This is a genomic window from Bradyrhizobium sp. SEMIA, assembly GCF_014844175.1.
Lineage (GTDB): Bacteria > Pseudomonadota > Alphaproteobacteria > Rhizobiales > Xanthobacteraceae > Bradyrhizobium > Bradyrhizobium arachidis.
The window spans coordinates 6,691,999-6,714,299 of record NZ_CP046601.1; the positions used below are offsets into that span (position 1 = coordinate 6,691,999).

The window sequence follows — 22,301 nt, forward strand, 5'->3', positions numbered from 1 at the left end:
CCATGTATTCGTTGAATTAACCTATCCCCACCTTATCGGCTTCGGGTTATGTACGGCATCACGAAGTGGCGACCTCCGCACCGGACTAATCCGGGGTGGAACCGAGCGCCCGACTACAACGTAGACCTGCACCAATCGTGCCAAAAGACATTCGTGCCAAATGACAAAGTCAGGGCAAACCATGGCGAACCAAGGGCAGAGTGCCGATCGCGGTCTTGAGGGGCTGACTGCCGCCGCCAAAAGTGCTGCCAGTGCCGAAGGCGCCAAAAAGGGCCTGCCTCCGGTGCATCTGTGGAATCCGCCGTTTTGCGGCGATCTCGATATCCGAATCGCTTCCGATGGTACTTGGTTCTACATGGGGACGCCAATCGGCCGTCACGCGCTGGTGCGCCTGTTCTCGACCATCCTCAAGCGCGAGGGCGACAAGCATTTCCTGGTCACGCCGGTGGAGAAGGTCGGCATCCGCGTCGACGACGCGCCGTTCATGGCGGTCGAAATGCTGAAGAGCGGCGAGGACAACCATCGCGTGCTGAGCTTCCGCACCAATGTCGACGACTGGGTCACATGCGATGCCGCGCACCGGCTGCGCTTCGAGCAGGCCGAGGACGGCGGGCTGACGCCCTATTTGCATGTCCGCGCCGACCTCTGGGCCAAGGTGACCCGCGCGCTCTACTACGATCTGGTTGACATGGGCGAGGAGCGGATGGTCGATGGTCAGCCGATGTTCGGCGTCGAGTCGGCCGGCGAGTTCTTCGCCATGGCCGACGCGGAGCAGGTGAGGGCCGCGCTTTGAACAAGCCTATCTCCAAGAGCGGTCCCGAGCGTGAGCCCGTCGCGATCGGCGCGGCGGATTTCTTCGCCCGCTCGCGCGCAAGGCTCGGCTTCGACGTGCCGCCCGGCCTCTACGATCCCAACATCATTCCCGCCTCCGGCGATCCCGGCACCGACAAGATGCTGGAGATCATCGCGCGCGAGCAGCCGGTGCGCCCCGCGGCGGTCCTGATCGCGGTGGTGGACCGTCCCGAGCCGACCATCCTGCTGACGCAGCGCTCGGCCCATCTCAACGACCATGCCGGCCAGATCGCCTTTCCCGGCGGCAAGATCGACGCGACCGATTCCTCGCCGCTCGATGCGGCGCTGCGCGAGGCCGAGGAGGAGGTCGGGCTGTCCAGGGACTTCGTCGAGCCGATCGGCTATCTCGATCTCTACGGCACCGCCTTCGGCTTCCGCATCCTGCCGACGGTCGCGAGGGTCCGGCCGGGCTTCGAGCTCACCATCAACCATTCCGAGGTTGATGACGCCTTTGAGGTGCCGCTATCCTTCCTGATGAACCCGGCGAACCACCAGGTGCACAGCAAGGAATTCCGCGGCATGGAGCGGTTCTACTACGCGATGCCGTTCGCGGAGCGCTACATCTGGGGTGCGACGGCCGGAATGCTGCGTGTGCTGTATGAGCGGATCTATTCATCATGATCCGGACGGTTCTGACCGAGATCGGAATCTTCCTCATCCCCTTTGCCGTCTATGCGCTGTTCCTGGCCGCCACCCGCTCCGGCCTGTTCGTGCAATCGTCCTGGCCGGTCACGGTCGTCGCGCGCCTCGTCCTGGCGGCACTGGTGCTGGTGATCGCAGGCCTGGTCGGGCTTGCGCATTTCTCCGGCGCGGCGCCGGATTCGACCTACACGCCCGCCCATATCGAGAACGGCAGGCTCGTGCCGGGCGTGGAACGATAGGGGCGGGCCGATGACCGCGGAGCCGTTACTTGCGCAAGCGCCCTGGCTGACCTCCGGTGGCACCGCACGCGTCCTGAAATTGCTCAATGCCGATGGCGAGGAGGCGCGCGTGGTCGGCGGCGCCGTGCGCAACGCGCTGCTCGGCCTCGTGCCCGGTGACATCGACATCGCGACCACGGCGCTCCCGGACGAGGTGATCCGCCGCGCCAAGGCGGCCGGCATCAAGAGCGTGCCGACCGGCGTCGACCACGGCACCGTCACTCTCGTCATCGACGGGCATCCTTACGAGGTCACGACGCTGCGCGAGGACACCGAGACCTTCGGCCGCAAGGCCAGGGTCGCGTTCGGCCGCGACTGGGTGAAGGACGCCGAGCGGCGCGACTTCACCATGAACGGCCTGTCGGTCGATGCGAGAGGCGTCGTCTACGACCATGTCGGCGGCATCGCCGATGCCAAGGCGCGCCGCGTGCGCTTCATCGGCGATCCCGACCAGCGCATCGCCGAGGACTATTTGCGCATCCTGCGCTTCTTCCGCATCCATGCCGCCTTCGGCGCCGGCGAGCCCGACCGCGACGGCTATCTCGCCTGCATCCGCGGCCGCGCAGGGTTGGCCAGCCTGTCGGCCGAGCGGGTGCGCATGGAGATGCTGAAGCTGCTGGTGGCATCAGGCGCATCCGCCGCCGCGCTGGCGATGACCGATGGCGGCCTGTTGCAGGCGCTGACCGGCGGCGTTGCCTATACCGGCCCGCTCTCGGCGATGATCGCGCTCGAGCGCGAGCTCGGCCTCGCCGCAAGCACTACGCGGCGCCTCGCCGCGCTGACGGTCGCCGTGACGGAAGACGCCAAGCGCGTCGCGACGCGCCTGCGGCTCTCCAATGCCGAGGCCAAGGCGCTGGACTCGATGGGCCATCGCTGGTGGCGCTTCGCCGCCAAGGACGAGGCCCATGCGCGGCGGCTGCTCTACCGGCTCGGCGCGGAGCGCTATCACGATCGCGTGCTCTTGGCCTGGGCGCGGGACGGCGGCGATACCGGCTCGTCGCGCTGGCGTGCGCTCGCCGAGCTGCCGCAGCGCTGGACCGCGCCGAAATTTCCGCTGAAGGCAGCCGATTTCATCGCGCGTGGTCTCGCCGAAGGTCCCGCGCTTGGACATGTGTTGACGCTCGCCGAGGACGCTTGGCTTGCGGCGGATTTTCCCCTAGAGGAAGCCGCACTCGCTTCCATCGCCGATCAAGCTGCGGCACGCATCACGCGCGATCAGAAAAATTGACCATCGTCTCAGGCTTCGCCGACATCTCGATCCTTCAGCTTTTGCTGGTCGCGATGATGGCGTTGTTTGCCTCGATCATCGGTGGTCTTGCCGGCTACGGCACCGGCGCGCTGATGCCCTTGGTGCTGGTGCCGCTGGTCGGCGCCGAGCCGGTGGTGCCGATCATCGCGATCTCCGCGATGCTGACCAATGCGAGCCGCGCCCTTGCCTATGTCCGCTATGCCGACCGCCGCCGCGCGCTGATCGTGCTCGCCTGCGCCGCGCTCACGACCGCGCTCGGCGCCTATGGCTATACGCGCCTCACCAATGCGGGCGCTGCGATCGTGATCGGCGCCATGCTGATGCTGAGCGTGCCGCTGCGCCGCGTGCTACGGCGTCGCGAGGTCAGGATCGGCGACACCGGCCTTGCCGCGGGCTCGGTCGGCTACGGCGTGCTGGTCGGAGGCACGTCCGGGTCGGGCGTGATCCTGCTCTCGCTCCTGATGGCCGCCGGCCTCGAAGGCGCCGCCGTGATCGCGACCGATGCGATGATCTCGCTCGGCACCGGCCTCATCAAGATCGCCGTGTTCGGCTTCGCCGGCGCCGTGACGGCGCAGGTGCTCGCCTTCGCGCTCCTGATCGGCGGCATCGCGATCCCCGGGGCCTTCCTGGCAAAGGCCTTCGTCGAGCGGATGCCGGTGCACATCCACGCCGCGATCCTCGATGTCGCGGTGATCACCGGCGGGCTGGTGATGATCTCGGCGGCGGCGAGGCAGCTCGTCGCGTAGAGGCGGATCGAAGCTCGTCAGGGGCGTGTGTGCACAGACGTCGGCTTCCGAGCGCAAATCGAAGGTGGCCCGGCTTGGCCGTCATCGGCGGTTTATGACCCACAGCGGACGACGGCACGCCAAAATCGCGTCACGCCGGCGATGACTGCTTCCGGGGCGTCTTCTTGAACAAGGTGCTTCGCTCCGGAAACGATCATCAACGGAGCCGAGAGCCGGCGCGACAGCTCCTCTCCGTCCGACAGCGGGCACCACTCGTCTTCTTCTCCCCAAATAAGCGTAACGGGACAGCGCATCTCTCTGTAACGCCACTCGATCTCCTGCGTATACTTGTCGTCCATTTGCGCAATCTGCCGCCAGAATGCCTTTTGACCCTCATCACCAAGCCACGGGCGCAAATATAACGACATGTCGGAAGTACGCAGGGCCTTGGCAACCGCGCCGTCGATGTAAGCGTGCAAGATAGCTTCATGGACATAGGCTGGCAGATTAGAGAAGACGTCCTCGTGTTGCTTGGCTGATTGAACAAGCGCTGATCCTTGAGGGCTGATTGCCACAGGGTCTATTAGAGTAAGCGATCTGTATTCAAGCCCGTCGAGCAGATGCCCCCGCAAAGCAGTGGATCCTCCGAAGTCGTGTGCGACGATATCCGGAGTACCGATGCCCCAATGTTCATAGAGGGCTGCGAAGAGACGGTTTTGAATGCCTCTCGACACGTCAGCGTTCGGCATATCGGATCGACCGTATCCCAGCATGTCGAAGTAGTATACGCGGCGTTCCTGTGCAAGCAGAGGAGCAATCCGCCGCCATTCGACCGACGAAAATGGAGTACCATGTAAGAGGACGGCGGGCGGACCATTTCCGATGCAATCCCAAGCAATCGAGTGTCCCCGAAAATCGAAACGATTTTGCAGCCGCCAATGTTCGTCAAGCTGATCGACAGTTTTCATGAGGCTTCGACCTGGAACGGATGTCACGCGGGCAAAACCGAGCTGAAGCGATAACGTTCCAAGGAGACAGGCAGGCCATAGTGTCCACTTCTGGCCCAAAAGTCACATCAGCGGATGCCCGGCTATGTCCGCAAGTGGATCTTGGGCGACCGTTTCATTCTAATTTCCTCGATCGGCGGGTTTGGCCGGCCCAAATCACCGCTCGCGCAGCGCCGGTGCAGCCAGCAGCATCGTCAGCCGATAATCCGGCCAGCCCGCGAGCGACAGCGACACCTGCTGATAGTGCAGCACTCCCATGGCCGGATGATCGAACGCACGTTCGCCGCCTTCGCGCGCCAGAACCCCCTGGGTCTCCCAGCAGCGCGCGAAATCGGAGCTTGCAATTCTCAGCTCGTCGACGAGCCGGCGGATATCCGGATCGTCGGAGTAGCCCGTCACTGCTGCACGGAATTCTGCGACGACGCGATGTGCGCGTGAGGGCCAGTCGCGGATGAGCGTTCGTGCCTCGGGCCTGAGGAAGATGTAGCGCAGCAGGTTTTTCTCGCCGTCGGCATCGAGCCATCCTGCGAACAGGCGGGACGCTTTCGCATTCCAGCGCCGCGCGCCCCAGCTGCGATCGAGGATGTAGGCGGGACCATCGATCGCATCGACGCAGGCCAGCACCGCCTCGGGCGGATCGTCCCTGCTGTCCGGCCGCTCGGGATCGCGCTTGCCGGCAACTTCGAACAAATAGCTGCGCTCGGCGCGCGACAGGCGCAATCCGCGTGCGAGGCGCGCAAGTGTCGCGGCGGAGACCGACACATCGCGCCCCTGCTCGATCCAGGTGTACCAGGTGGCGCTCAATCCGCAGAGCTGCGCGACCTCCTCGCGCCGCAGGCCCGGCGTGCGTCGTCGCGGCCCGGCGGCGAGACCGAATTCTGCCGGAGACTGGCGCTCCCGGAGCGCCCGCAGGAACGCGCTGAGCGAGAGCGCCGGAGCGATCGGGTCTTGTCCTGTCATGGTGGTCTTTATACCAGGATAAGATGTATCCTTAAACCGGTACATATGACGTGCTAGCTCTTTGTCTCGACGTCTTCGCTGAGCAAAGGATGGCCGGGCATGGGCAAGCAATTCGCTGGGATCGAGCCGGAGCACAGGGCTTTCATCGAGCGGCAGAAAATCTTCTTCGTCGCCAGCGCCCCGCCGCAAGGACGCATCAACGTCTCGCCCAAGGGCCTGTCATCATTCCGCGTGCTCGGGGAGACCGACGTCGCCTATCTCGATTGCACCGGCAGCGGCAGCGAGACCCGCGCGCATCTGATGGCTTCGCATGACAAGCGGCTGACCATCATGTTTTGCGCCTTCGATGGTCCTCCGATGATCCTGCGACTCTATGGCCAGGGCCGATCGCTGATGCGCGGCACGCCGGAATATGCCGATCTCGTTCCGCAGTTCGAGGAAGTTGCGGGCGCCCGCCAGATCGTGCGTCTTGCGGTCGACCTCGTGCAGACCTCGTGCGGCATGGGCGTGCCGCTGTTCGACTACAAGCAGGAGCGCGGCAGCCTCGTCCGCTACTGGATGGCGCAGGGTGTCGACAATCTGCGAAAATACTGGCGTCTGAAGAACATGAAGAGCATCGACGGCCTGCCGACCGACTTTGTACCTGACAGCATGGTTCCGCCGAGCTGACAGGCAAGGTTGCATTCCGCGGGAGCGCGACCACGGTCGCGGCCAGCTCCTAGCCAGTGTTTTTGACCGCCTCAGCCAGAATGGCATAGAGCTGCTGCTTGCTGAATTCCTTCGGCTGCCGCCTGTCGGCTGTCTTCCGCGACACCTTCTGTGCGACCCGATTGGTGCAGGCTGCCGATGACATCAGCTTCGGGGGCGGCCTTATCTTGGGCCTTGCTGTAGGCGGCTTGCGGCCGCGCTTCAGGCCCTGACGGGTCAACATGCCGCAGACCGCGTTACGACTGCACCCGAGACGGCGCGCAATCTCCGCCGCGCTCTGTCCTGCGGACCAGAGCCTCTTGAGGAGCGCTATGTCTTTCGCGTCCCAGCCCATGGGAGACATTATAAAGCCGATCGGCGAGCGCGCTAGTCTAGTCTTCGTCCGGCTCGCGCACGACCGCCGGTTCGTCAGCGTCATCTTCCTCTTCGTCGTCTTCGTCCTCATCGTCTTCGTCGGGATCTCTTGGCGGCATCGCCGTGCCCATAAGCACGAGCGGTGTCCAGCCGTTCGCTGGGGTGAAAAGTGCTTCGGAGGTGTGTTGCTTCATGTTGTTGCTGCTCCTCGAAAGGAAAGCGCAGTCGCACGTTCCTGGTTGACGACATGCAGATGCTCGGAGGCGCGGTCGCCGCAAGCGCGACGGGGGTCCGGGCGGCATCCGCCACGCAACGGTGACGTGGCTACCTTATGCCTGAAGGCCCGTCAGGCTCCATGTTCACCAAAACCTCACCGGCGAAGATCTCGGGAACTCCGAGATCGAGGTCAGGTAGACTTGCTTGAACGAACGCCAATATCTTGGCGTTCGCTGCGTTGGCGCTTTCGCGGTCCTCAAATATCATCACGGCGATACCAACGCCGTCGCCGGCATCCAGCACATGGTAAGATCTGAACCCGGGCGATTGCCTCAGGATCTCGCCGACGCCGCTCTTGGCGCGGCGGGCAGCGTCCGCTACCGAACGAACCTTGGTGTACTTGCGAATGACCATGTACATGAGGTCACCACGCGCCACACACCCCCACGCATCAAAACATATCGGTCCCGATCAGACTAGGGCCTACTTCCGAGATGGCTTACACTGCCCTGTTCGGCGGACCGCAGCGCCTTGTTCCGATGAGCCATCCTCGCCCCGCAAAGCGGGGCGAGGATGCCGAGGCTCAGGAGCCCTCGAATTTGAACGATACGTTGAGCTTGGCGCGATAGGCCTCAACTTTTCCCTTCTCATCCAGTTGCATATCGAGCTTGATGACCTCTGCGACGCGAAGGTCTCGGAGCGATTTTGCAGCTTGCTCGACCGCATTGGCGGCCGCCTTCTCCCACGAGTCGCTGCTGGTACCGACCAGTTCTATGACTTTGTAGACGCTATCGGGCATGTCGTCCTCCTGTCCGGTGTGACCCGGGAAATCTAGCATCAGGCTCACGAGGCCGATACCGCACCCGTAGCCGCGGCCGGACCAGCGCCATCTCACGGCGGGTAGACTGAAAAACGTCCGATTGGCTGTCACTTTTCAATCCGACCCGGATCGCAGGACGATCCAGTTCAATCGCCGACAAAATGTCGTGCCTCTAAAAATGTCGTGCCTCTACGAGAGTGCCTGGCCAAGTTGCAAGCAAGCGGTCGGCGCAATACCGTCGATGTCGATGGTCCGACGCCTGTTCTGACAGCCAATCTTGCCAGGAGCCAACGATATGAATGTGGTCTCAGTGCCCAGCGGGATCAATCGCCCGCCCGGGAAGATCGATATCCCATCGGCCTGGCTTGGCGCCGACATGAAGGCCCATCCTGATCGATGGCTGATATCGCTTGGGGCCAGCGAGATCGCGGAGCTTGAGAGCGCGGCGGAATCCTATCTTGGCCGGACCACGAAAATCGCCGACATCACCAAGGAAAGCTTTCCGCTTCCCCGCCTCGGTGCGCACCTGGAAGAGCTCAAGACAACGCTGCTGGCTGGCCTGGGTTTCGAAGTCATCCGCGGCTTGCCTGTGGCAAGATACAGCCAGGAGTTTGCCGCGACGATCTTTTGCGGGGTGGGCGCGCATCTCGGATCGGCGCGGTCCCAGAATGCAGCGGGTCATATTCTCGGTCACGTCCGTGACATCGGCGCCGATGCGAGGGATCCCAATACCCGCATCTATCAAACGTCGGAACGACAAACATTCCACACGGATTCGTCCGACGTGGTTGGCCTGTTATGCATTCGCGAGGCGATGGAGGGAGGAGATTCTCTCCTTGTCAGTACGTCGACCATCTACAACGAGATGTTCGACAGGCGTCCCGACCTTGCCGCCCTCTTGTTCGATCCCATCGCGACGGACCGGCGCGGCGAGGTGCCTGAGAACGAAAAGCCATATCTCGAAATCCCGGTGCTGAATTGGCATGCGGGGTTCCTGACCGGCTTCTATCAGCGCCAGTACATCGATAGTGCGCAGCGCTTTCCCGATGCGCCAAGACTGACGACAGCTCACGTCGAGGCTCTCGATCTGTTCGACGCGCTCGCAAATGACCCCGCGCTGCATTTTGGCATGCGGCTTCAGCCGGGTGACATGCAGTTTGTCTACAATCATGCCTTGTTGCACGATCGGACCGGATTCCGCGATTGGCCCGATGCAAGCCAGAAGCGTCATCTGTTGCGCCTTTGGCTCAGCATGGAAGGCGACCGCCCGCTGCCCGATTGCTTCAAGCAGCGCTATGGTTCGATCGAGATCGGCAACCGTGGCGGCATTATCACCAAAGCCACCAGCCTGAACGTTCCGTTGGATTGACGATCGAGGCGTCCGGCGATGTCCGCTATTGCGCTGCTGTTGGCACAGAGCGGACATCAGGCGCGGCGGAGCATGGGGCTCCAATCCAGGCAGGATGCGATCTCATCCGTGCCGACTAATCGTCGTCCTCTTCCTCGTCCGGGTCTTCTTCCACCTGCACGAGTGCGGCTTTGGCCGCGCGCTTGCAGGATCAGGCTTGCCATATTTCTGCGTCAGGCCCGTGGTGTAGCTTAGCCTTCCGGCAACCGCCGACCCAGAAAGGATCGAGACATGACGCTCGCGATTTCCACAAGGCTGGCACCTTCATTGATTAGCCTTGCGGCTGCGGCGTCTCTCGCGCTGGGCGGATCGACGCCGGTTCTTGCCCAGGATGCGGTTGTCGCAACGCTTCCCCAGGACATTCATTTCGAGGGACCCGCCGGAGCGGTGGGGATCGCTGTCCTGTATGGCGACCCGAAAAAGGCGGGCATGCTTTCGGAGCGGGTGAGAATCCCGGCTGGCTTCAAGATCATGCCGCATTGGCACGGTGAGACGCGAACCGCCGTCGTTCTGTCCGGCACCTTCTATTACGCGAACGGCGATGAGTGGGATGAAAGCAAGTTCAAGGCATACCCACCCGGCTCGTTCTTGATTGAACCGGCGAAAATCTCCCATTACGCGATGGCAAAGGACGGCGAGGTCGTTCTTCAGGCGACGAGTATCGGTCCGAGCAGCACCATCAGGATTGAACAAGCGAAGAAGTAGGTGAGTGGTGGCGCACGCCTCGGCCTGAATGTTCGCTGCCGGCCATATCTAGCCCAAATCCAGGAACGCTCAACTATGCTCACCGTCTATGGCGAAGGTCGTGGCTTCCGTGTTGTTTGGCTGCTCGAGGAATTGGGATTGGCTTATCGGCTGCGCCCGGTCGATCTGCTGGCAGCCGAGATTGATCGCGATTTCCTCGCGATCAACCCCGCCGGCTTCATTCCCGCACTGCAGGACGGCGAGACGATCATGGTCGAATCGATTGCGATTCTCGAGTACCTGCTCGCCCGCCACGGCTCAGGTTCGCTCGCCGTCGCCCCGGACGATCCCGCCTTCGCGTCCTATCTGCAATTTCTCCACTTGGGCGAGGCCGGGCTCGCCGGGCCGATGAACACCGTCCTTGTCGGTCGCCAACTGGCGCCCGAAGCCGAGCGAAATGCCCGGGTGACCCGCTGGGCATTCGAGACCTTCGAGAGCCGGCTGGGATTGGTTATCCGCCGCCTCGCGGATTGCCCCTATCTCGCCGGCGACCGATTCACTGCTGCCGATATCTCGGTGAGCTACGCCCTCCTGCTCGGCCTGCGCACCGGTAACTACGTCCCCGGTTCGACCGAGCGGGACTATCTCGCCCGCACGACGGCACGGCCTGCCTACGCCCGAGCGATGGAAAGCTGCCAGGCCACCAAGGCCTGGGCGGCGAGATCACCGGGATTGTAGCGCTCGCTTCAATCCGGGTGTGGCTCCGCGCTGACGAGAAGGCCTGGATCAATATTGATGCGAGTCCTCAACGAATCGTGTGCTAAAGCGCGGTGAGATTGGGATGAATCGTCATCGCGCTTTAGGTTGTCGTTTGAGCATGATCTGTTCGGAAAACCGCTTCGCACTTTTCCGGATCATGCTTTAGGGCAGAGCAATGGAATTTCTGTCAGGATGGTTTTCTGAATATCTGATCGGCGAGTCCGACGATTGGATGCCGCGAACGTGGCTGGGCTGGATCAGAGTTGGGCTCCTTGCCGGCCTGATCGGCCAGCTCATCTACCTGATCCATGCTTGCATCGCGTTGTCGGTCCCGATGATGCTCTGGTTTGGCCTTCCAGCAAATGTCCTGGCTCTGGTTGTCGTCCGTCGCGTTCTGCGGTGGCGCTACCCCGTCTAGCCAGGACCGTAGATCGAACCTCGTACTGATAATTTCGGCTCGCAAGCTCAAACCGTCGTCGGCGGCTTGTGACCCTACCCGGACACCAAGTCGGTATCTCCAAATATACCTCATTCAACCGATGCCGACGTCTTCCAAGCGCCGGTTCTGGCCAGCTACACTATCGCACTCTGATCGCGAGGCGAGGGATGCGGCGACGGCAATTTCTCGGGTTGATCAGCGGCGCGGCGGCGTGGTCGCGCTCGGCCCGCGCGCAGCAGGCAAACATCTCCCGGCTGGGCTCCCTCAAATTGACCGAACCTAATGGGAAGCCGGTTCATATCAACGTAGCGCAGATAACCTACATCAGATCTGACACTCAAGTTTCCGGTGCTAACGCCGAACTCGGTTTGGCCAGCGGGAAAATTCAGGGCGTGCAGGAGAACGTCGACGAAGTCATGCGGTTAGTCACAGTCGGACAACGTGGCGAAATGTCTTGGATCAAATTGACTGAACCTAGCGGTCTGCTGATCTACGTCAACGTATCACAAGTAACCACCGTTAGGTTTGACAGTCAAATTCCCGGCACAAATGCTGAACTCGGTTTTGCGAGTGGGAAAGTTCATGGCGTGCAAGAGTCTGTCGATGATGTCATGCAGTTGATCGCAGCCATTGCAAGGCAACCAGGAAAGCCGCCATGATCAACCGGCAGATCAAGCCCCATGTTCGCGCCAGCAATGAAGTCTTTCTTGCGCAATCGCGGCACTAGCCTCACGATGGTTGTGCTGATCTTGTTTGCCACCTCTCTTGCGCAGGGCGCCATCTCCTACACGATGACGCTGGGCGCTTTGCGGGGCCTTCTGCCGAGTGATGTGTCGTTGTTCGGAAAGGGCCTGATTGTCTTGCGATTTGGCCTCGTTACAGCGCTGAGCATATTGTGGCTCTTCAAACTCAAACGTGCGCTTTTCCAGTTAATCATTCTTGTCAACGCATGGTTCACGTTGGGACTGCTGGGCCAGACGAGCGGCCTTATTGCCACCCTGTTCGGTTCCGGCTCGCCGGCGGTCCGCACGCTTCTGCTCGACGTCGGGCTAATGGCGGTGTCGAACATTTTGATTTTTTCAATCTGGTATTGGATTATTGATCCCCCGGGAGTCGAGGAGGTCACACGGGCCGGTGAGCCATGGGATTTTCTGTTTCCGCAGCGGGGGAGCAGCTTGCCACATTATGAATCGTGGTCCCCACTCTATGCTGATTATCTGTTCGTCGCGTTCACGACCAGCTTCGCGTTCAGTCCAACCGACGTGCTGCCACTGACGCGCCGCGCCAAGTTGCTGATGCTCCTGCAGGCGGCGATCTCAGTTGTCTCGTTGACCGCGATAGCCGGCAGCGCGATCAATATTCTTGCCGGTGGCAAGTGACATGCTTGGCGAAGGCGAGGATGAAATCACAGGGTCCGCCCAGGATTTCACGCCAAGCCGCTCACGGATCATCCCAGATCTGAACCTCTCCATTCATCAGCCTCGTGCTATCGCACAGAGGCTGCCGCTTTCCACCAGCTATTAGGCCCCCGTCGTCACGGTTGACCAAGGCTAAACCGCTTCGCACTTTTCCGGATCATGCTTTGGCGCAATCGCTTTGATCGCTTGAGCTCGGCGACCTGAAACGTGTTGCCGCCACGGGCTCGCTTGCAGCTATCGGTCGCCTCTGTCCGGCGCAGGACGCTTTCTTACAACTGCAATCGGGAATGCCGGGACTGAAACGCTTCAGTAGCACCGTCGAGCGAGGCTCGACGCTTCATATCAACGGAAGCGGGCGCGTGCATGCGCGCGCATCGTGGTCTCGACGTGCACGGGAGGTGAGGCATGGAACGATCCAACGCAGAGTGCCAATGGCCTGAAAAAACCTCGGGCGACCGGTTCAGGATTCAGATTGCCTTCCGTGAGCTCAGCGTCTTTTTTGCTCTTTTGGGTCTTTCCCTGCCTTCCAGTGCATTGGCGCAGACCGCGACTAGCGCGACGCCGGACCGCATCAAGGCGGAAACTTCGAGAGTCGACGGCGACTTTATCAAAGCCAATACGAAAACATCCTGGGATTGGCCGACCGTCGGCCTCGACTATGCGGAAACGCGGTTCAGCAAGCTCAATCAGATCAACACCGACAACGTCAGGGAGCTCGGGCTCGTCTGGAGTTACAATCTCGAATCTTCGCGCGGGATCGAGGCAACTCCTCTCGTCGTCGACGGCATCATGTATCAGCCGGCCCCCTGGAACGTGGTCCATGCCATCGATGCACGGACCGGGACAAAGATCTGGTCGTTCGATCCGGGCGTCGACCGGTCCAAGGGCTATCGGGGTTGCTGCGACACTGTCAGCCGCGGGCTCGCGCTTTACAAGGGCAAGGTCTTCGTTGCCGCCTATGACGGACGCTTGATCGCGCTCGATGCCGCGACCGGGGCCAAGCTCTGGGAAAAGGACACGCTGATCGATCACAAGCATTCCTACACGATCACCGGCGCGCCTCGCGTCTTCAACGGCAAGGTCGTGATCGGCCAGAGTGGTGCCGAATACGGTGCGCGCGGATATATCACGGCGTACGACAGCGAGACGGGCAATCAACTCTGGCGCTGGTTCACCGTGCCCGGGGATCCGTCGAAGCCGTTCGAGGACGCTTCGATGGAAGCCGCGGCGAAGACCTGGGATCCCTCAGGCAAATATTGGGTCAACGGAGGCGGTGGCACGCCGTGGGACACGATCACATTCGATCCCGATCTGAACATGGTTTACGTCGGCACCGGAAACGGCGGTCCCTGGAATCGCAAGCTTCGCAGTCCGTCGGGTGGCGATAATCTTTATCTCGCCTCCATCGTCGCGCTAAACGCCGACACGGGGCAGTATATCTGGCACTACCAGGAAACGCCCGGCGACAATTGGGACTATACATCGACCCAGCCGATGATCCTGGCCGACATCAAGATCGACGGCGTGCCGCGCAAGGTGATCCTGCACGCGCCGAAGAACGGCTTCTTCTTCGTCATCGATCGCACCAATGGCAAGTTCATCTCGGCGAAGAACTTCGTCGATGTGAATTGGGCGACCGGATACGATTCCAACGGACGGCCTATTGAGTTGCCAGCTGCGCGCGACGCAGATCGATACGAGTCCATTCCGGGACCGGACGGAGCTCACAACTGGCAGCCGATGTCGTTCAATCCGCTGACCGGCCTCGTCTACCTTCCGGCGCAGCACATCCCGGTCAATCTGACGCCGGAAAAGTCATTCGTGCAGAACGCCGCCGCGCCGGGCAAGCTCGGCGGCATATTGGGCGGCAATATCGGCTTCGTTTTCAACCCGCCGAACTCGACCCCATTCGGACGTCTGCTCGCCTGGGATCCCGTGAATCAGAAGGAAGTCTGGCGCGTCGAGCACGTGTCGCCGTGGAATGGCGGCACGCTGACCACCGCTGGCAATCTGGTTTTCCAGGGCACGGCGGATGGCCGCTTCGTCGCTTATGACGCAGCAAACGGCTCCAAGCTGTGGGAAATCCCGACCGGGACCGGTGCGGTGGCGGCCGCTGCAACCTACATGGTCGACGACAAACAATACATCTCGATTGCGGTCGGCTGGGGCGGCTCCTACGGCCTTACGCATCGCGTGACCGAGTACCAGAACCCGGGAACGATCTACACATACGCGCTCGGCGGCACGGCGAAGCTGCCGGCGTTCGTCAAATATCAGACCGAAGGTCTGCTCCAGGGCGTGAAGTACGATCCGAACGATATCAAGAAAGGTGGAGAGATCTATGTCGAGGCGGCCTGCGTCGCCTGCCACGGCGTGCCCGGTGTCGGCCGCGGCGGCAACATCATCAATCTCGGTTATGTCGGCGCTGACGAGATCGCCAATCTGAGGAACATCCTCTTCCACGGGCCATTCCGCGATCAGGGCATGCCGGATTTCAGCGGCAAGCTGACGGAAGGGGACGTCGTCAAGCTCCAGGCCTTCATCCAGGGAACGGTCGACGCCATCAGGCCAAAGATCAGGTGATGAGCCAACAGGTGCGGCAGGCAGACATGCGAATGTCCGCCTGCGGCCATCAACTCAAATGTCCGCTTTGCGCCGACAAGCGCTCGTCCTCCCCTTACAGCTGTAACCATCCCGGCCTGAAGAGACATCCTTCAGTAGCGCGTGGTGCTTCATTCTTGTCGTGGCCAGTGCGGCCAAGCATCCGTCCGGACGCCTGCGCCCAGGATGGATCGCAAGCCAATTTCACCAGCGTGACGGAAGGGCTCGCCAATGTCGTATGATTTTCTGCTGGCGTCGTGGGGAACGCTCGGAAATTTGAGCCCGATGCTGACTGCGGCGCGGCGGTTGCGCCAGAACGGACACCACATCCGGGTGATGGCGGATCCGGCGATGCGCTCTGAAGTCGAGGCCTCCGGCTTTGCATTCGTCACATGGCGCCGCGCTCCGACCGGAACGGCTGCGGATCCGGTCGATGTCTCGGACATAAACGACTTTTTCCGCCGGGCCATCTTCGATCCGGCCGTGCTCTATGCGGCCGATCTTCGCGATGAGATCGGCCGCGTACCGACGGATGCCGTTCTCGTGCTTGACGTGCTGTTTGGCGGCGCGCTGGGGGCGGAGGCATCCGGCCTGCCGTTCGCTCTGCTGTCGCCTCATGTCAGCCTTCGGCCCCTGCCGGGAGTGCCGCCGGCCACCAGCGGATTGACCCAACCGAAGACGCCGGAACAGCGCGCCGAGGTCGACGTGGCCAATGTCAGGCAGGCCGAAACGATCAATGCATTTCTGCCCGATCTCAATCGCGCACGCGCCGATCTCGGTCTATTTCCGCTGAGAGATGTCTTCGACCTGTTCGATCGCGCCAGCCGGCTGTTGCTTGCGACCAGCCGGGCGTTCGACTTCCAGGCCGACACGCTGCCCGACAATCTCCGCTATGTCGGACCGCTGCTCGATGTCCCGAACTGGTCCAAGTCTCTGGAGACGGAGGCGTGGCGAGCGCCATGGTCGGCCCGGTCGGGTCGTCCTCCCGCGCTGATCGCATGCAGCACCGGCGCGCAAGGTCAGCGCGACATGTTTCAGCGCATTCTCGACGCGATGGAAGCGGTCGAGGTCGATGCCCTAGCAACGGCCGGTCCCAATCTGGACGTCGCCGATCTCAGGGCTCCGAAGAACGTGCATCTGGTCCGGGGCGCTCCTCACGACCTGGTGATGAAGGATGTGTCCGTGGTGATATCGCAAGGCGGCCACGGAACGACCACGCGCTCACTCATCAACGGACTGCCGCAGCTCATTCTGCCGATGGGGCGGGACCAGGCCGCCAACGCCGCGCGCATCGAGGCGAAGGGGGCAGGGCTTCAATTGCCGCCAACCGCCTCCGTAGCGGACATTGCCGCGGCGGTGAACCGATTGATCGCAGAGCCGCGATTCAGGATGGCAGCCGGTCTCCTCGGCGAAGCCATGAAGGCCGATATCGATCGGTCCAGCCTGGTCGAGGAGATGGAGGCGATCGCCGCCACCGGCCGTGCGGCGAGACAGCAACCGAACAGGCTGCCGCTTCGCAAATCTGCCTGACGGTTCGGTGCCGACGGATTTTGTACCCGACACCATTGCTCCGCCAAGCTGACAGACAAGATTGCGATCCGTGTCGGAAAGCCATGAATTTGTGGGCAACAGCAGCCTAGCGGGTCTGCGATCCGGCCCCGGCCCGATTGGCGTTTGCATCCGGATCGCGGATTGAGCCTCGTGCTCGTTGACGTCGGCTTCTGAGCGCAGGCCGGGAGTCGCCTCGTATGGCCGTCATCGGCGGTTCATGACCCAAAGCGGACTTCCGCGCTGCATTGACTTAGATCAAGCGGTTCCAACGATATCGTTCAGCATTATCCTCGGCGGGCAAAGCTGGGCACGAGGGTGCGGATGAGTGCAGCACGGACTAGCTGGTGGACGTGGGCGTGGCCGGTCGCCTCATGGCTCGTACTTCTACTCGCGCTCGTACTCGGTGCCGGCGGATTGGTCTCCGCGCTCGCAGGCATTGCGCTGTTCGGTGCCGTGTTCGCGGCCGTGTACCATGCGGAGGTGATCGCTCACCGTGTCGGCGAGCCGTTCGGGACTCTGGTCCTGGCTCTGGCCGTCACGACAATTGAGACCGCGCTGATCGTTTCGGTGATGATCGCGGCTCCGGCTGAAAAGGCAGGTTTGGCACGCGATACGGTCTTCGCTGCGGTGATGATTGTGTGCAATGGCATTGTCGGCCTGTCCCTGCTCATGGGGGGCGCCCGGCATCGCGAGCAGGGATTTCAGATCCAGGGGGCAAGCGCGGCGCTCGTCGTGCTGGCGGCCCTCACCTTTCTTGCCCTGATCCTTCCCAACTATGCGGCAGCGGAACTCGGGCCGGCCTATACGACGCCGCAACTGGTTTTCGCGGGCTTCGTGTCGTTGGTGTTGTACGGCGCTTTCGTTTTCGTTCAGACAGTGCGGCATCGCGACTTTTTTTCTTCCGGTCAAGACCGACGATGAGGAGATACATGAGCATCCGCCGTCTGTGCAGACGACGCTGCTCAGCGCGGGCCTCCTGATGGTCTCTCTGGTCGGCATCGTCGGGCTCGCGAAGGCTCTCACCCCCACGGTTGAATTGACCATCACTCGCCTCGATGTGCCGAAGGCCGTCGTCGGGGTCGTCATTGCAGCGCTTGTGTTGCTGCCCGAGGCCCTGGCGGCATTGAGAGCCGCGCAAATGAATCGGTTGCAAACAAGCCTCAACCTTGCCCTGGGATCGGCCCTGGCGACGATCGGCCTGACCATTCCGGCCGTTGCCGCGGTCTCGATTGTGCTCGGACAGCGCCTGCAGCTCGGTTTGGATTCCAAAGATCAATCCCTGCTGGCCATAACTTTGTTCATCAGCGTGATTACGTTCGGCACCGGCAGAACCACGGTGCTTCAAGGCATCGTCCATTTGATGATTTTCGCCGCGTTCATGTTCTTTGCTGTCGCGCCATGAACGGAGCAGAGCCATGCGTCGACCGTCTTCTCGACTCGTCATCTGCGCTTTCGTCGTCTTTGGTTTGCAGGGCTGTAGCGAGAAGCAGCAGGCCGCCACCGACCAGCCCTTGCGCGGACTTCGCGCCTACAAGGTCTCGACGACAGCCGGGAGCCGTGTTCGCCGCTTTCCCACCGTCCTGCAGCCGGCGGACGTCAGCAGCCTGTCGTTCGAGATCGCTGGCCAACTGAGAGCGGTCACCCTCATCGTCGGCCAGAAGGTGTCTTTGGGCGATGTGTTGGCTGAGATCGATCCCCGCTCACTGCAGACGCAGGTCGAGCAGGCGGGCGCCGGCGTGCAGCAGGCGCAGGCACAGCTCGACAACGCAGAGGCGGATTTCCAGCGCAAGGAGGACCTGCTCAAAAAAGGGGTTACGACCCAGGCCATATTCGACCAATCGCGAGCGGCGCTGCTGACCTCCCGGGCGCAGGTGGACCAAGCGAAGCGGCAGCTTGATCTCGCGAGTCACAATCTCGACCGCAGCAAGCTTCTCGCACCGTTCTCGGGCACGGTCGCGCGCGTGGACACGAAGTCATTCGCGCAGGTTGCGGCCGGACAGCCGATCCTCACTCTGTACAGCGATGACCGCTTCGAGATGTCCTTCCTGGTGCCGGCACCGACCTTTCAGAATCTGAAAGTCGGTCAGCATGTCGGCGTCAAGGTCGCGGACCTGCCCGACGTTTCCGTGACCGGGGAGATCAGAGAGCTCGGATCCAAAGCGGAGCAGGTGTCGGCCTTTCCAGCCGTCGTCCGGCTCGACAACAACGTTACCGGATTGAATGCCGGAATGTCGGTCGAAGTCACGATCGAGGATCCCTTGAGCGGTGGGCCAAGCGGCTTTCTGGTGCCTATCAGCGTGCTGGCGCCGGAGGGCGGCAAGGAACTCAAGGGACCTGCGACGGTGTTTGTCTATGACGGCCAGAGCTCCACGGTGCTCAAGCGCAAGGTCGTCGTCGGAGGCGTTCGCGACAATCGCCTGATCGTCACCGAAGGTCTGAGCGAGGGAGACATCGTTGCGTCTGCCGGCGTCTCCTATCTGTTTGACGGGCAAAAAGTGAAGCTTCTTCCCGTGCAGGAGTAAGCAACGTGAACTTCCTCACGCGATTTAGTCTCGCCCGGTCACGATTCACCATTGCAGTCATGATCGTACTGCTTGCTGCGGGCGTGGCGCTCTACCCGAGTTTTCCCAAGCGTGAAGATCCGGTCGTCGTGATCCGGACCGCGGTGGTATCGGCGCTGTCGCCGGGAATGGCACCGGAGCGCGTTGAAAACCTGATTGCGATTCCGATCGAGCGCAAGATCCGCGAGTTGGCCGAAGTCAAGGATATCAGAACGCTTGCCAGCGAAGGATCGCTCATCATTTACGTCGATCTCAAGGATGAGATTGGCAACGTCAATGCGACCTGGCAACGTCTGCGTGACAAGATGGGCGACGTGAAGGTCGAGCTGCCCGCCGGCGTCGCCGGCCCCTTCGTCAACAGCGACTTCGGTGACGTCGCAATCGCGACGATCGCGATCACCGGCGAGGGCTTTTCACAGCGAGAATTGAAGGACGTCGGGGAAGACTTTCGCAAGAAGCTCTATGATCTGCCCGGGACCGCCAAGATCGACCTTCTCGGCGTTCAGGACGAACGGGTTTGGCTTGAGCTCGATGTGCGCAAACTCGGCTCCGTCGGCGTCCAGGTCAACGCGCTGGTAAAAGATCTGCAGGCGCAGAACGTTGTGGTTCCATCTGGGTCCATGAACGTGGACGGCACCCGACTGCTGTTGGAAACATCCGGCGATTTTCCGAACGTGCGTGCGATCGAGACCATGCTGACCCGCGTGGGCGTGACGGACAGCCTGGTGCGGCTCGCCGATCTTGTGACCGTTCACCGCGGATACGTCTCTCCCAAGACCAAGCCCGTCTATTTCAACGGGCGAGCCGCAGTCGTGCTCAGCGTAATCATGCAGCCTGACCAGGATGTGACGCAACTCGGACGGAGGCTGCGCGCCGAGGCGGAGGCCTATGAGCGACAACTTCCGATCGGGTACGCGATCAGCTTTGCGAGCTTCCAGGCCGATCAGGTCCGCGCTTCCGTCAATTCCGCGCTGTCGAGCGTGGCGCAAACCTTCGTGGTCGTGGCTGCGCTGGTCGTGCTGTTTCTCGGCCTGCGTGCGGGGTTGATCGCGGCGATGATCGTTCCGTTTGCCATCATGTTTGCGCTGATCGGCATGCGTTAGCTCGGCATTGCGCTCGAGCAGGTCTCGATCGCGGCCATCATCATTGCCCTTGGCCTTCTCGTGGACAATGGCGTGGTGATCGTCGAGGATATCGTCAGTCGCATCGGTCGCGGCACGCCGGCCCAGGCTGCGGGTCTTGCCTCCGGAGAGCAATATGCCTTTCCGCTGCTGATATCCTCGGTTACCACGGTCGCGGCCTTCTTGCCCCTGTTTCTGTTGCCGGGATCGTCGGGCGAATACGGTTACTCACTCGCCGCAGTCGTCGCCCTGACGTTGGCCGGTTCTTGGCTCGCCGCCCTCTACATCCTACCGGCACTGACCGTCTGGCTGTTCGGCCGCGTCGAGATCAGCGAAAACCGGCCCGCGTCTCCGTCACCGCTGCAACGGATTTACGGCACGGCCCTGCAGGCCGGGCTCCGGTTCGCTCCTCTCGTGCTGGCTGCGTGCATCGGCCTGATCGTGCTTTCTGTTGCGTTGTTCGGCCGCGTGCCGAGACAGATGTTTCCGCTAAGCGAGCGCAACCAATTTCTGATCTACATGAACATGCCCGATGGCACGGATATTTCCCGCACCGAGACGCAGGCTCTGGCGATTTCCAGATGGCTCGGCGACAAAACGCAAAATCCCGAGGTCGCTAGCAACATCGTCTATATCGGAGACGGCGGTCCGCGCTTCTATCTGACGTTGACCCCTGTGGCGCCCGATCCCGCGTCGGCCTTCTTCCTTGTCGATGCCAACGATTACCCCGGCGCGGTGCGGGCAGCGGATCGTGCCTGGAAGTACCTCTACACCAATCACCCCGAGGGGCGCTTCAAGATCAAGCGTCTTGCAATGGGGGCCGTGGAATCGGGGATCGTCGACGTTGAGATCTCCGGACCCGATGCCGATCGCCTCTTGAAGCTGAGCGAACACGTGCAATCGCTGCTTCGCGCCGTAGCGGGCGTCCGGGAAAATGAGGACGATTGGGGCAACAAGCTCATCAAAGTGGTCGTCGAGATAGATCAGGACCGCGCGCGCCAGCTTGGAATAACCACGGAAGACATCGCCCAGCTCCTCAACACCTATTTCAGCGGCGACGCGGTGTCGACCTATCGCGAAGGCGACAATCTCATTCCGATCGTGCTCCGCGCCGGAGCCTACACGTCGGAAAACCTGGAAGGTCTCACCAGTGCGACCTTTGCGAAGAACGGCGGTCTGATTCCGCTGGCGCAGTTCGCGAGGCTGCGGCCCGAATTCGATCTTGCGCGCATCCGCCGGAAGAATCAGGAGCGAACGATCACGGTGTCTGCGCGGGGTGCATCCATGACGGCTGGTCAGCTTCTCGAGTCCATTCGCCCGGGTCTGCAGACTCTCAACCTTGCAGGCGGCTATCATGTCGCGATCGGAGGTGAGATCGAACAGAGTGCGGAGACAAACCAGAAGCTCGTCGCTGGATTTCCCCTTGCCCTGGGGGTCATGGTGCTTGCGATCATTCTGCAATTCAACTCGTTCCGCCGCACGCTCCTGACGTTCATCACCGTTCCGCTGATCCTGATCGGCATCCCCTATGGCCTGCTGCTGACCGGGCAACCGCTTTCCTTCTTCGGAACGCTCGGCATCATTAGCCTGTCGGGAATCATCATCAATAACGCGATCGTATTGATTGATCAGATCGACATCGAACGAAGGGAGCTGAGTTTACGGGACGCGATCGTTTCGGCCGCCGAAAAGCGGCTACGGCCGATCCTCTTGACTTCGGCGACTACCGTTCTCGGACTGGCGCCGATGGCGATCGCGGGTGGCGCGCTGTGGCAGCCAATGGCGATACTCATGATGTCCGGGCTCGCCATCGCCTCGTTGCTGACATTGTTTTTCGTTCCGGCGGGCTATTTTTTGCTCTTCCGGTTCGGCGGGAGTCACCATTGAAGCCATCGCATTGTCAGTTCTGGCCCATCCGCGCCATCCAGCGATGTCCGCCATTGCAGCG

General features: G+C 61.8%; 21 protein-coding genes and 2 pseudogenes. 17 read left to right on the plus strand and 6 right to left on the minus strand.

Annotated features, from left to right (window positions below; translation table 11 throughout):
• Positions 1-181: 181 nt before the first annotated feature.
• Genes FOM02_RS32250 through FOM02_RS32270 form a run of 5 tightly spaced genes read left to right on the plus strand, consistent with a single transcriptional unit; the run spans position 182 to position 3,767 of the window.
• Positions 182-793 carry a DUF1285 domain-containing protein gene (locus FOM02_RS32250; RefSeq protein ID WP_027564342.1) on the plus strand — a complete coding sequence of 204 codons (612 nt, stop codon included), beginning with the start codon at positions 182-184 and terminating at the stop codon, positions 791-793.
• Positions 790-1,473, plus strand: a complete 684-nt coding sequence (locus tag FOM02_RS32255) for a CoA pyrophosphatase (protein WP_027564343.1) — start codon at positions 790-792, stop codon at positions 1,471-1,473. Before FOM02_RS32250 ends, FOM02_RS32255 begins: the two co-directional genes overlap by 4 nt.
• Positions 1,470-1,733 carry a DUF6111 family protein gene (locus FOM02_RS32260; RefSeq protein ID WP_027564344.1) on the plus strand — a complete coding sequence of 88 codons (264 nt, stop codon included), beginning with the start codon at positions 1,470-1,472 and terminating at the stop codon, positions 1,731-1,733. The genes FOM02_RS32255 and FOM02_RS32260 overlap by 4 nt, the downstream gene beginning before the upstream one ends.
• 10 nt (positions 1,734-1,743) lie before the next feature.
• Positions 1,744-3,000: a CCA tRNA nucleotidyltransferase gene (locus FOM02_RS32265; RefSeq protein ID WP_027564345.1), complete on the plus strand. Its 1,257-nt coding sequence runs from the start codon at positions 1,744-1,746 to the stop codon at positions 2,998-3,000.
• Complete coding sequence (locus FOM02_RS32270; protein ID WP_027564346.1) at positions 2,997-3,767, plus strand: sulfite exporter TauE/SafE family protein; 771 nt, start codon at positions 2,997-2,999, stop codon at positions 3,765-3,767. Before FOM02_RS32265 ends, FOM02_RS32270 begins: the two co-directional genes overlap by 4 nt.
• Before the next feature lie 92 nt (positions 3,768-3,859).
• Here the strand turns inward: FOM02_RS32270 and FOM02_RS32275 are convergent, their stop codons facing one another.
• Together FOM02_RS32275 and FOM02_RS32280 are read right to left on the minus strand one after the other, a co-directional pair.
• Entirely contained in the window at positions 3,860-4,714 is an 855-nt protein-coding gene (locus FOM02_RS32275) for an alpha/beta fold hydrolase (protein WP_051378035.1), read from the minus strand.
• Between the two features lie 195 nt (positions 4,715-4,909).
• A complete protein-coding gene (locus FOM02_RS32280) occupies positions 4,910-5,713 on the minus strand; it encodes a helix-turn-helix transcriptional regulator (protein WP_027564348.1) in 804 nt (267 codons plus the stop codon).
• A gap of 99 nt (positions 5,714-5,812) precedes the next feature.
• Between FOM02_RS32280 and FOM02_RS32285 the strand changes: the two genes are divergently transcribed.
• Positions 5,813-6,382, plus strand: a complete 570-nt coding sequence (locus FOM02_RS32285) for a pyridoxamine 5'-phosphate oxidase family protein (protein WP_027564349.1) — start codon at positions 5,813-5,815, stop codon at positions 6,380-6,382.
• 49 nt (positions 6,383-6,431) lie between these two features.
• Here the strand turns inward: FOM02_RS32285 and FOM02_RS32290 are convergent, their stop codons facing one another.
• From FOM02_RS32290 to FOM02_RS32305, 4 genes are all read right to left on the minus strand, one after another.
• Positions 6,432-6,866 (minus strand): GcrA family cell cycle regulator, encoded by a 435-nt coding sequence (locus FOM02_RS32290; protein WP_322596921.1) that lies wholly within the window; start codon positions 6,864-6,866, stop codon positions 6,432-6,434.
• Positions 6,793-6,969: a hypothetical protein gene (locus tag FOM02_RS32295; RefSeq protein WP_167336525.1), complete on the minus strand. Its 177-nt coding sequence runs from the start codon at positions 6,967-6,969 to the stop codon at positions 6,793-6,795. Before FOM02_RS32295 ends, FOM02_RS32290 begins: the two co-directional genes overlap by 74 nt.
• Before the next feature lie 130 nt (positions 6,970-7,099).
• Positions 7,100-7,411, minus strand: a complete 312-nt coding sequence (locus tag FOM02_RS32300) for a hypothetical protein (RefSeq protein ID WP_027564351.1) — start codon at positions 7,409-7,411, stop codon at positions 7,100-7,102.
• A 163-nt stretch (positions 7,412-7,574) separates the two neighbouring features.
• Positions 7,575-7,790 carry a dodecin family protein gene (locus FOM02_RS32305; protein WP_027564352.1) on the minus strand — a complete coding sequence of 72 codons (216 nt, stop codon included), beginning with the start codon at positions 7,788-7,790 and terminating at the stop codon, positions 7,575-7,577.
• A gap of 316 nt (positions 7,791-8,106) precedes the next feature.
• Between FOM02_RS32305 and FOM02_RS32310 the strand changes: the two genes are divergently transcribed.
• The 11 genes and pseudogenes from FOM02_RS32310 to FOM02_RS32365 all read left to right on the plus strand — a co-directional run bounded on the left by FOM02_RS32310 (position 8,107) and on the right by FOM02_RS32365 (position 22,240).
• Positions 8,107-9,180: a TauD/TfdA family dioxygenase gene (locus FOM02_RS32310; RefSeq protein ID WP_027564353.1), complete on the plus strand. Its 1,074-nt coding sequence runs from the start codon at positions 8,107-8,109 to the stop codon at positions 9,178-9,180.
• 270 nt (positions 9,181-9,450) lie between these two features.
• Positions 9,451-9,924 carry a cupin domain-containing protein gene (locus FOM02_RS32315; RefSeq protein ID WP_027564354.1) on the plus strand — a complete coding sequence of 158 codons (474 nt, stop codon included), beginning with the start codon at positions 9,451-9,453 and terminating at the stop codon, positions 9,922-9,924.
• A gap of 75 nt (positions 9,925-9,999) precedes the next feature.
• A complete protein-coding gene (locus tag FOM02_RS32320; protein ID WP_027564355.1) occupies positions 10,000-10,641 on the plus strand; it encodes a glutathione S-transferase family protein in 642 nt (213 codons plus the stop codon).
• Between the two features lie 196 nt (positions 10,642-10,837).
• On the plus strand, positions 10,838-11,080 hold the full coding sequence (locus FOM02_RS32325) for a hypothetical protein (protein ID WP_027564356.1): 243 nt from the start codon (positions 10,838-10,840) through the stop codon (positions 11,078-11,080).
• A gap of 188 nt (positions 11,081-11,268) precedes the next feature.
• Entirely contained in the window at positions 11,269-11,760 is a 492-nt protein-coding gene (locus FOM02_RS32330; RefSeq protein ID WP_027564357.1) for a hypothetical protein, read from the plus strand.
• Positions 11,761-11,781: 21 nt separating this feature from the next.
• Positions 11,782-12,480 (plus strand): hypothetical protein, encoded by a 699-nt coding sequence (locus FOM02_RS32335; protein ID WP_051378033.1) that lies wholly within the window; start codon positions 11,782-11,784, stop codon positions 12,478-12,480.
• Between the two features lie 444 nt (positions 12,481-12,924).
• On the plus strand, positions 12,925-15,102 hold the full coding sequence (locus FOM02_RS32340) for a PQQ-dependent dehydrogenase, methanol/ethanol family (protein WP_084334966.1): 2,178 nt from the start codon (positions 12,925-12,927) through the stop codon (positions 15,100-15,102).
• 249 nt (positions 15,103-15,351) lie between these two features.
• Positions 15,352-16,650, plus strand: a complete 1,299-nt coding sequence (locus FOM02_RS32345; RefSeq protein ID WP_027564358.1) for a glycosyltransferase — start codon at positions 15,352-15,354, stop codon at positions 16,648-16,650.
• A 342-nt stretch (positions 16,651-16,992) separates the two neighbouring features.
• Positions 16,993-18,073: pseudogene (locus tag FOM02_RS47310) on the plus strand (calcium:proton antiporter).
• Between the two features lie 13 nt (positions 18,074-18,086).
• Positions 18,087-19,193 (plus strand): efflux RND transporter periplasmic adaptor subunit, encoded by a 1,107-nt coding sequence (locus FOM02_RS32360; protein ID WP_084334200.1) that lies wholly within the window; start codon positions 18,087-18,089, stop codon positions 19,191-19,193.
• A 5-nt stretch (positions 19,194-19,198) separates the two neighbouring features.
• A pseudogene (locus FOM02_RS32365) lies at positions 19,199-22,240 on the plus strand (efflux RND transporter permease subunit).
• Positions 22,241-22,301 lie beyond the last annotated feature (61 nt).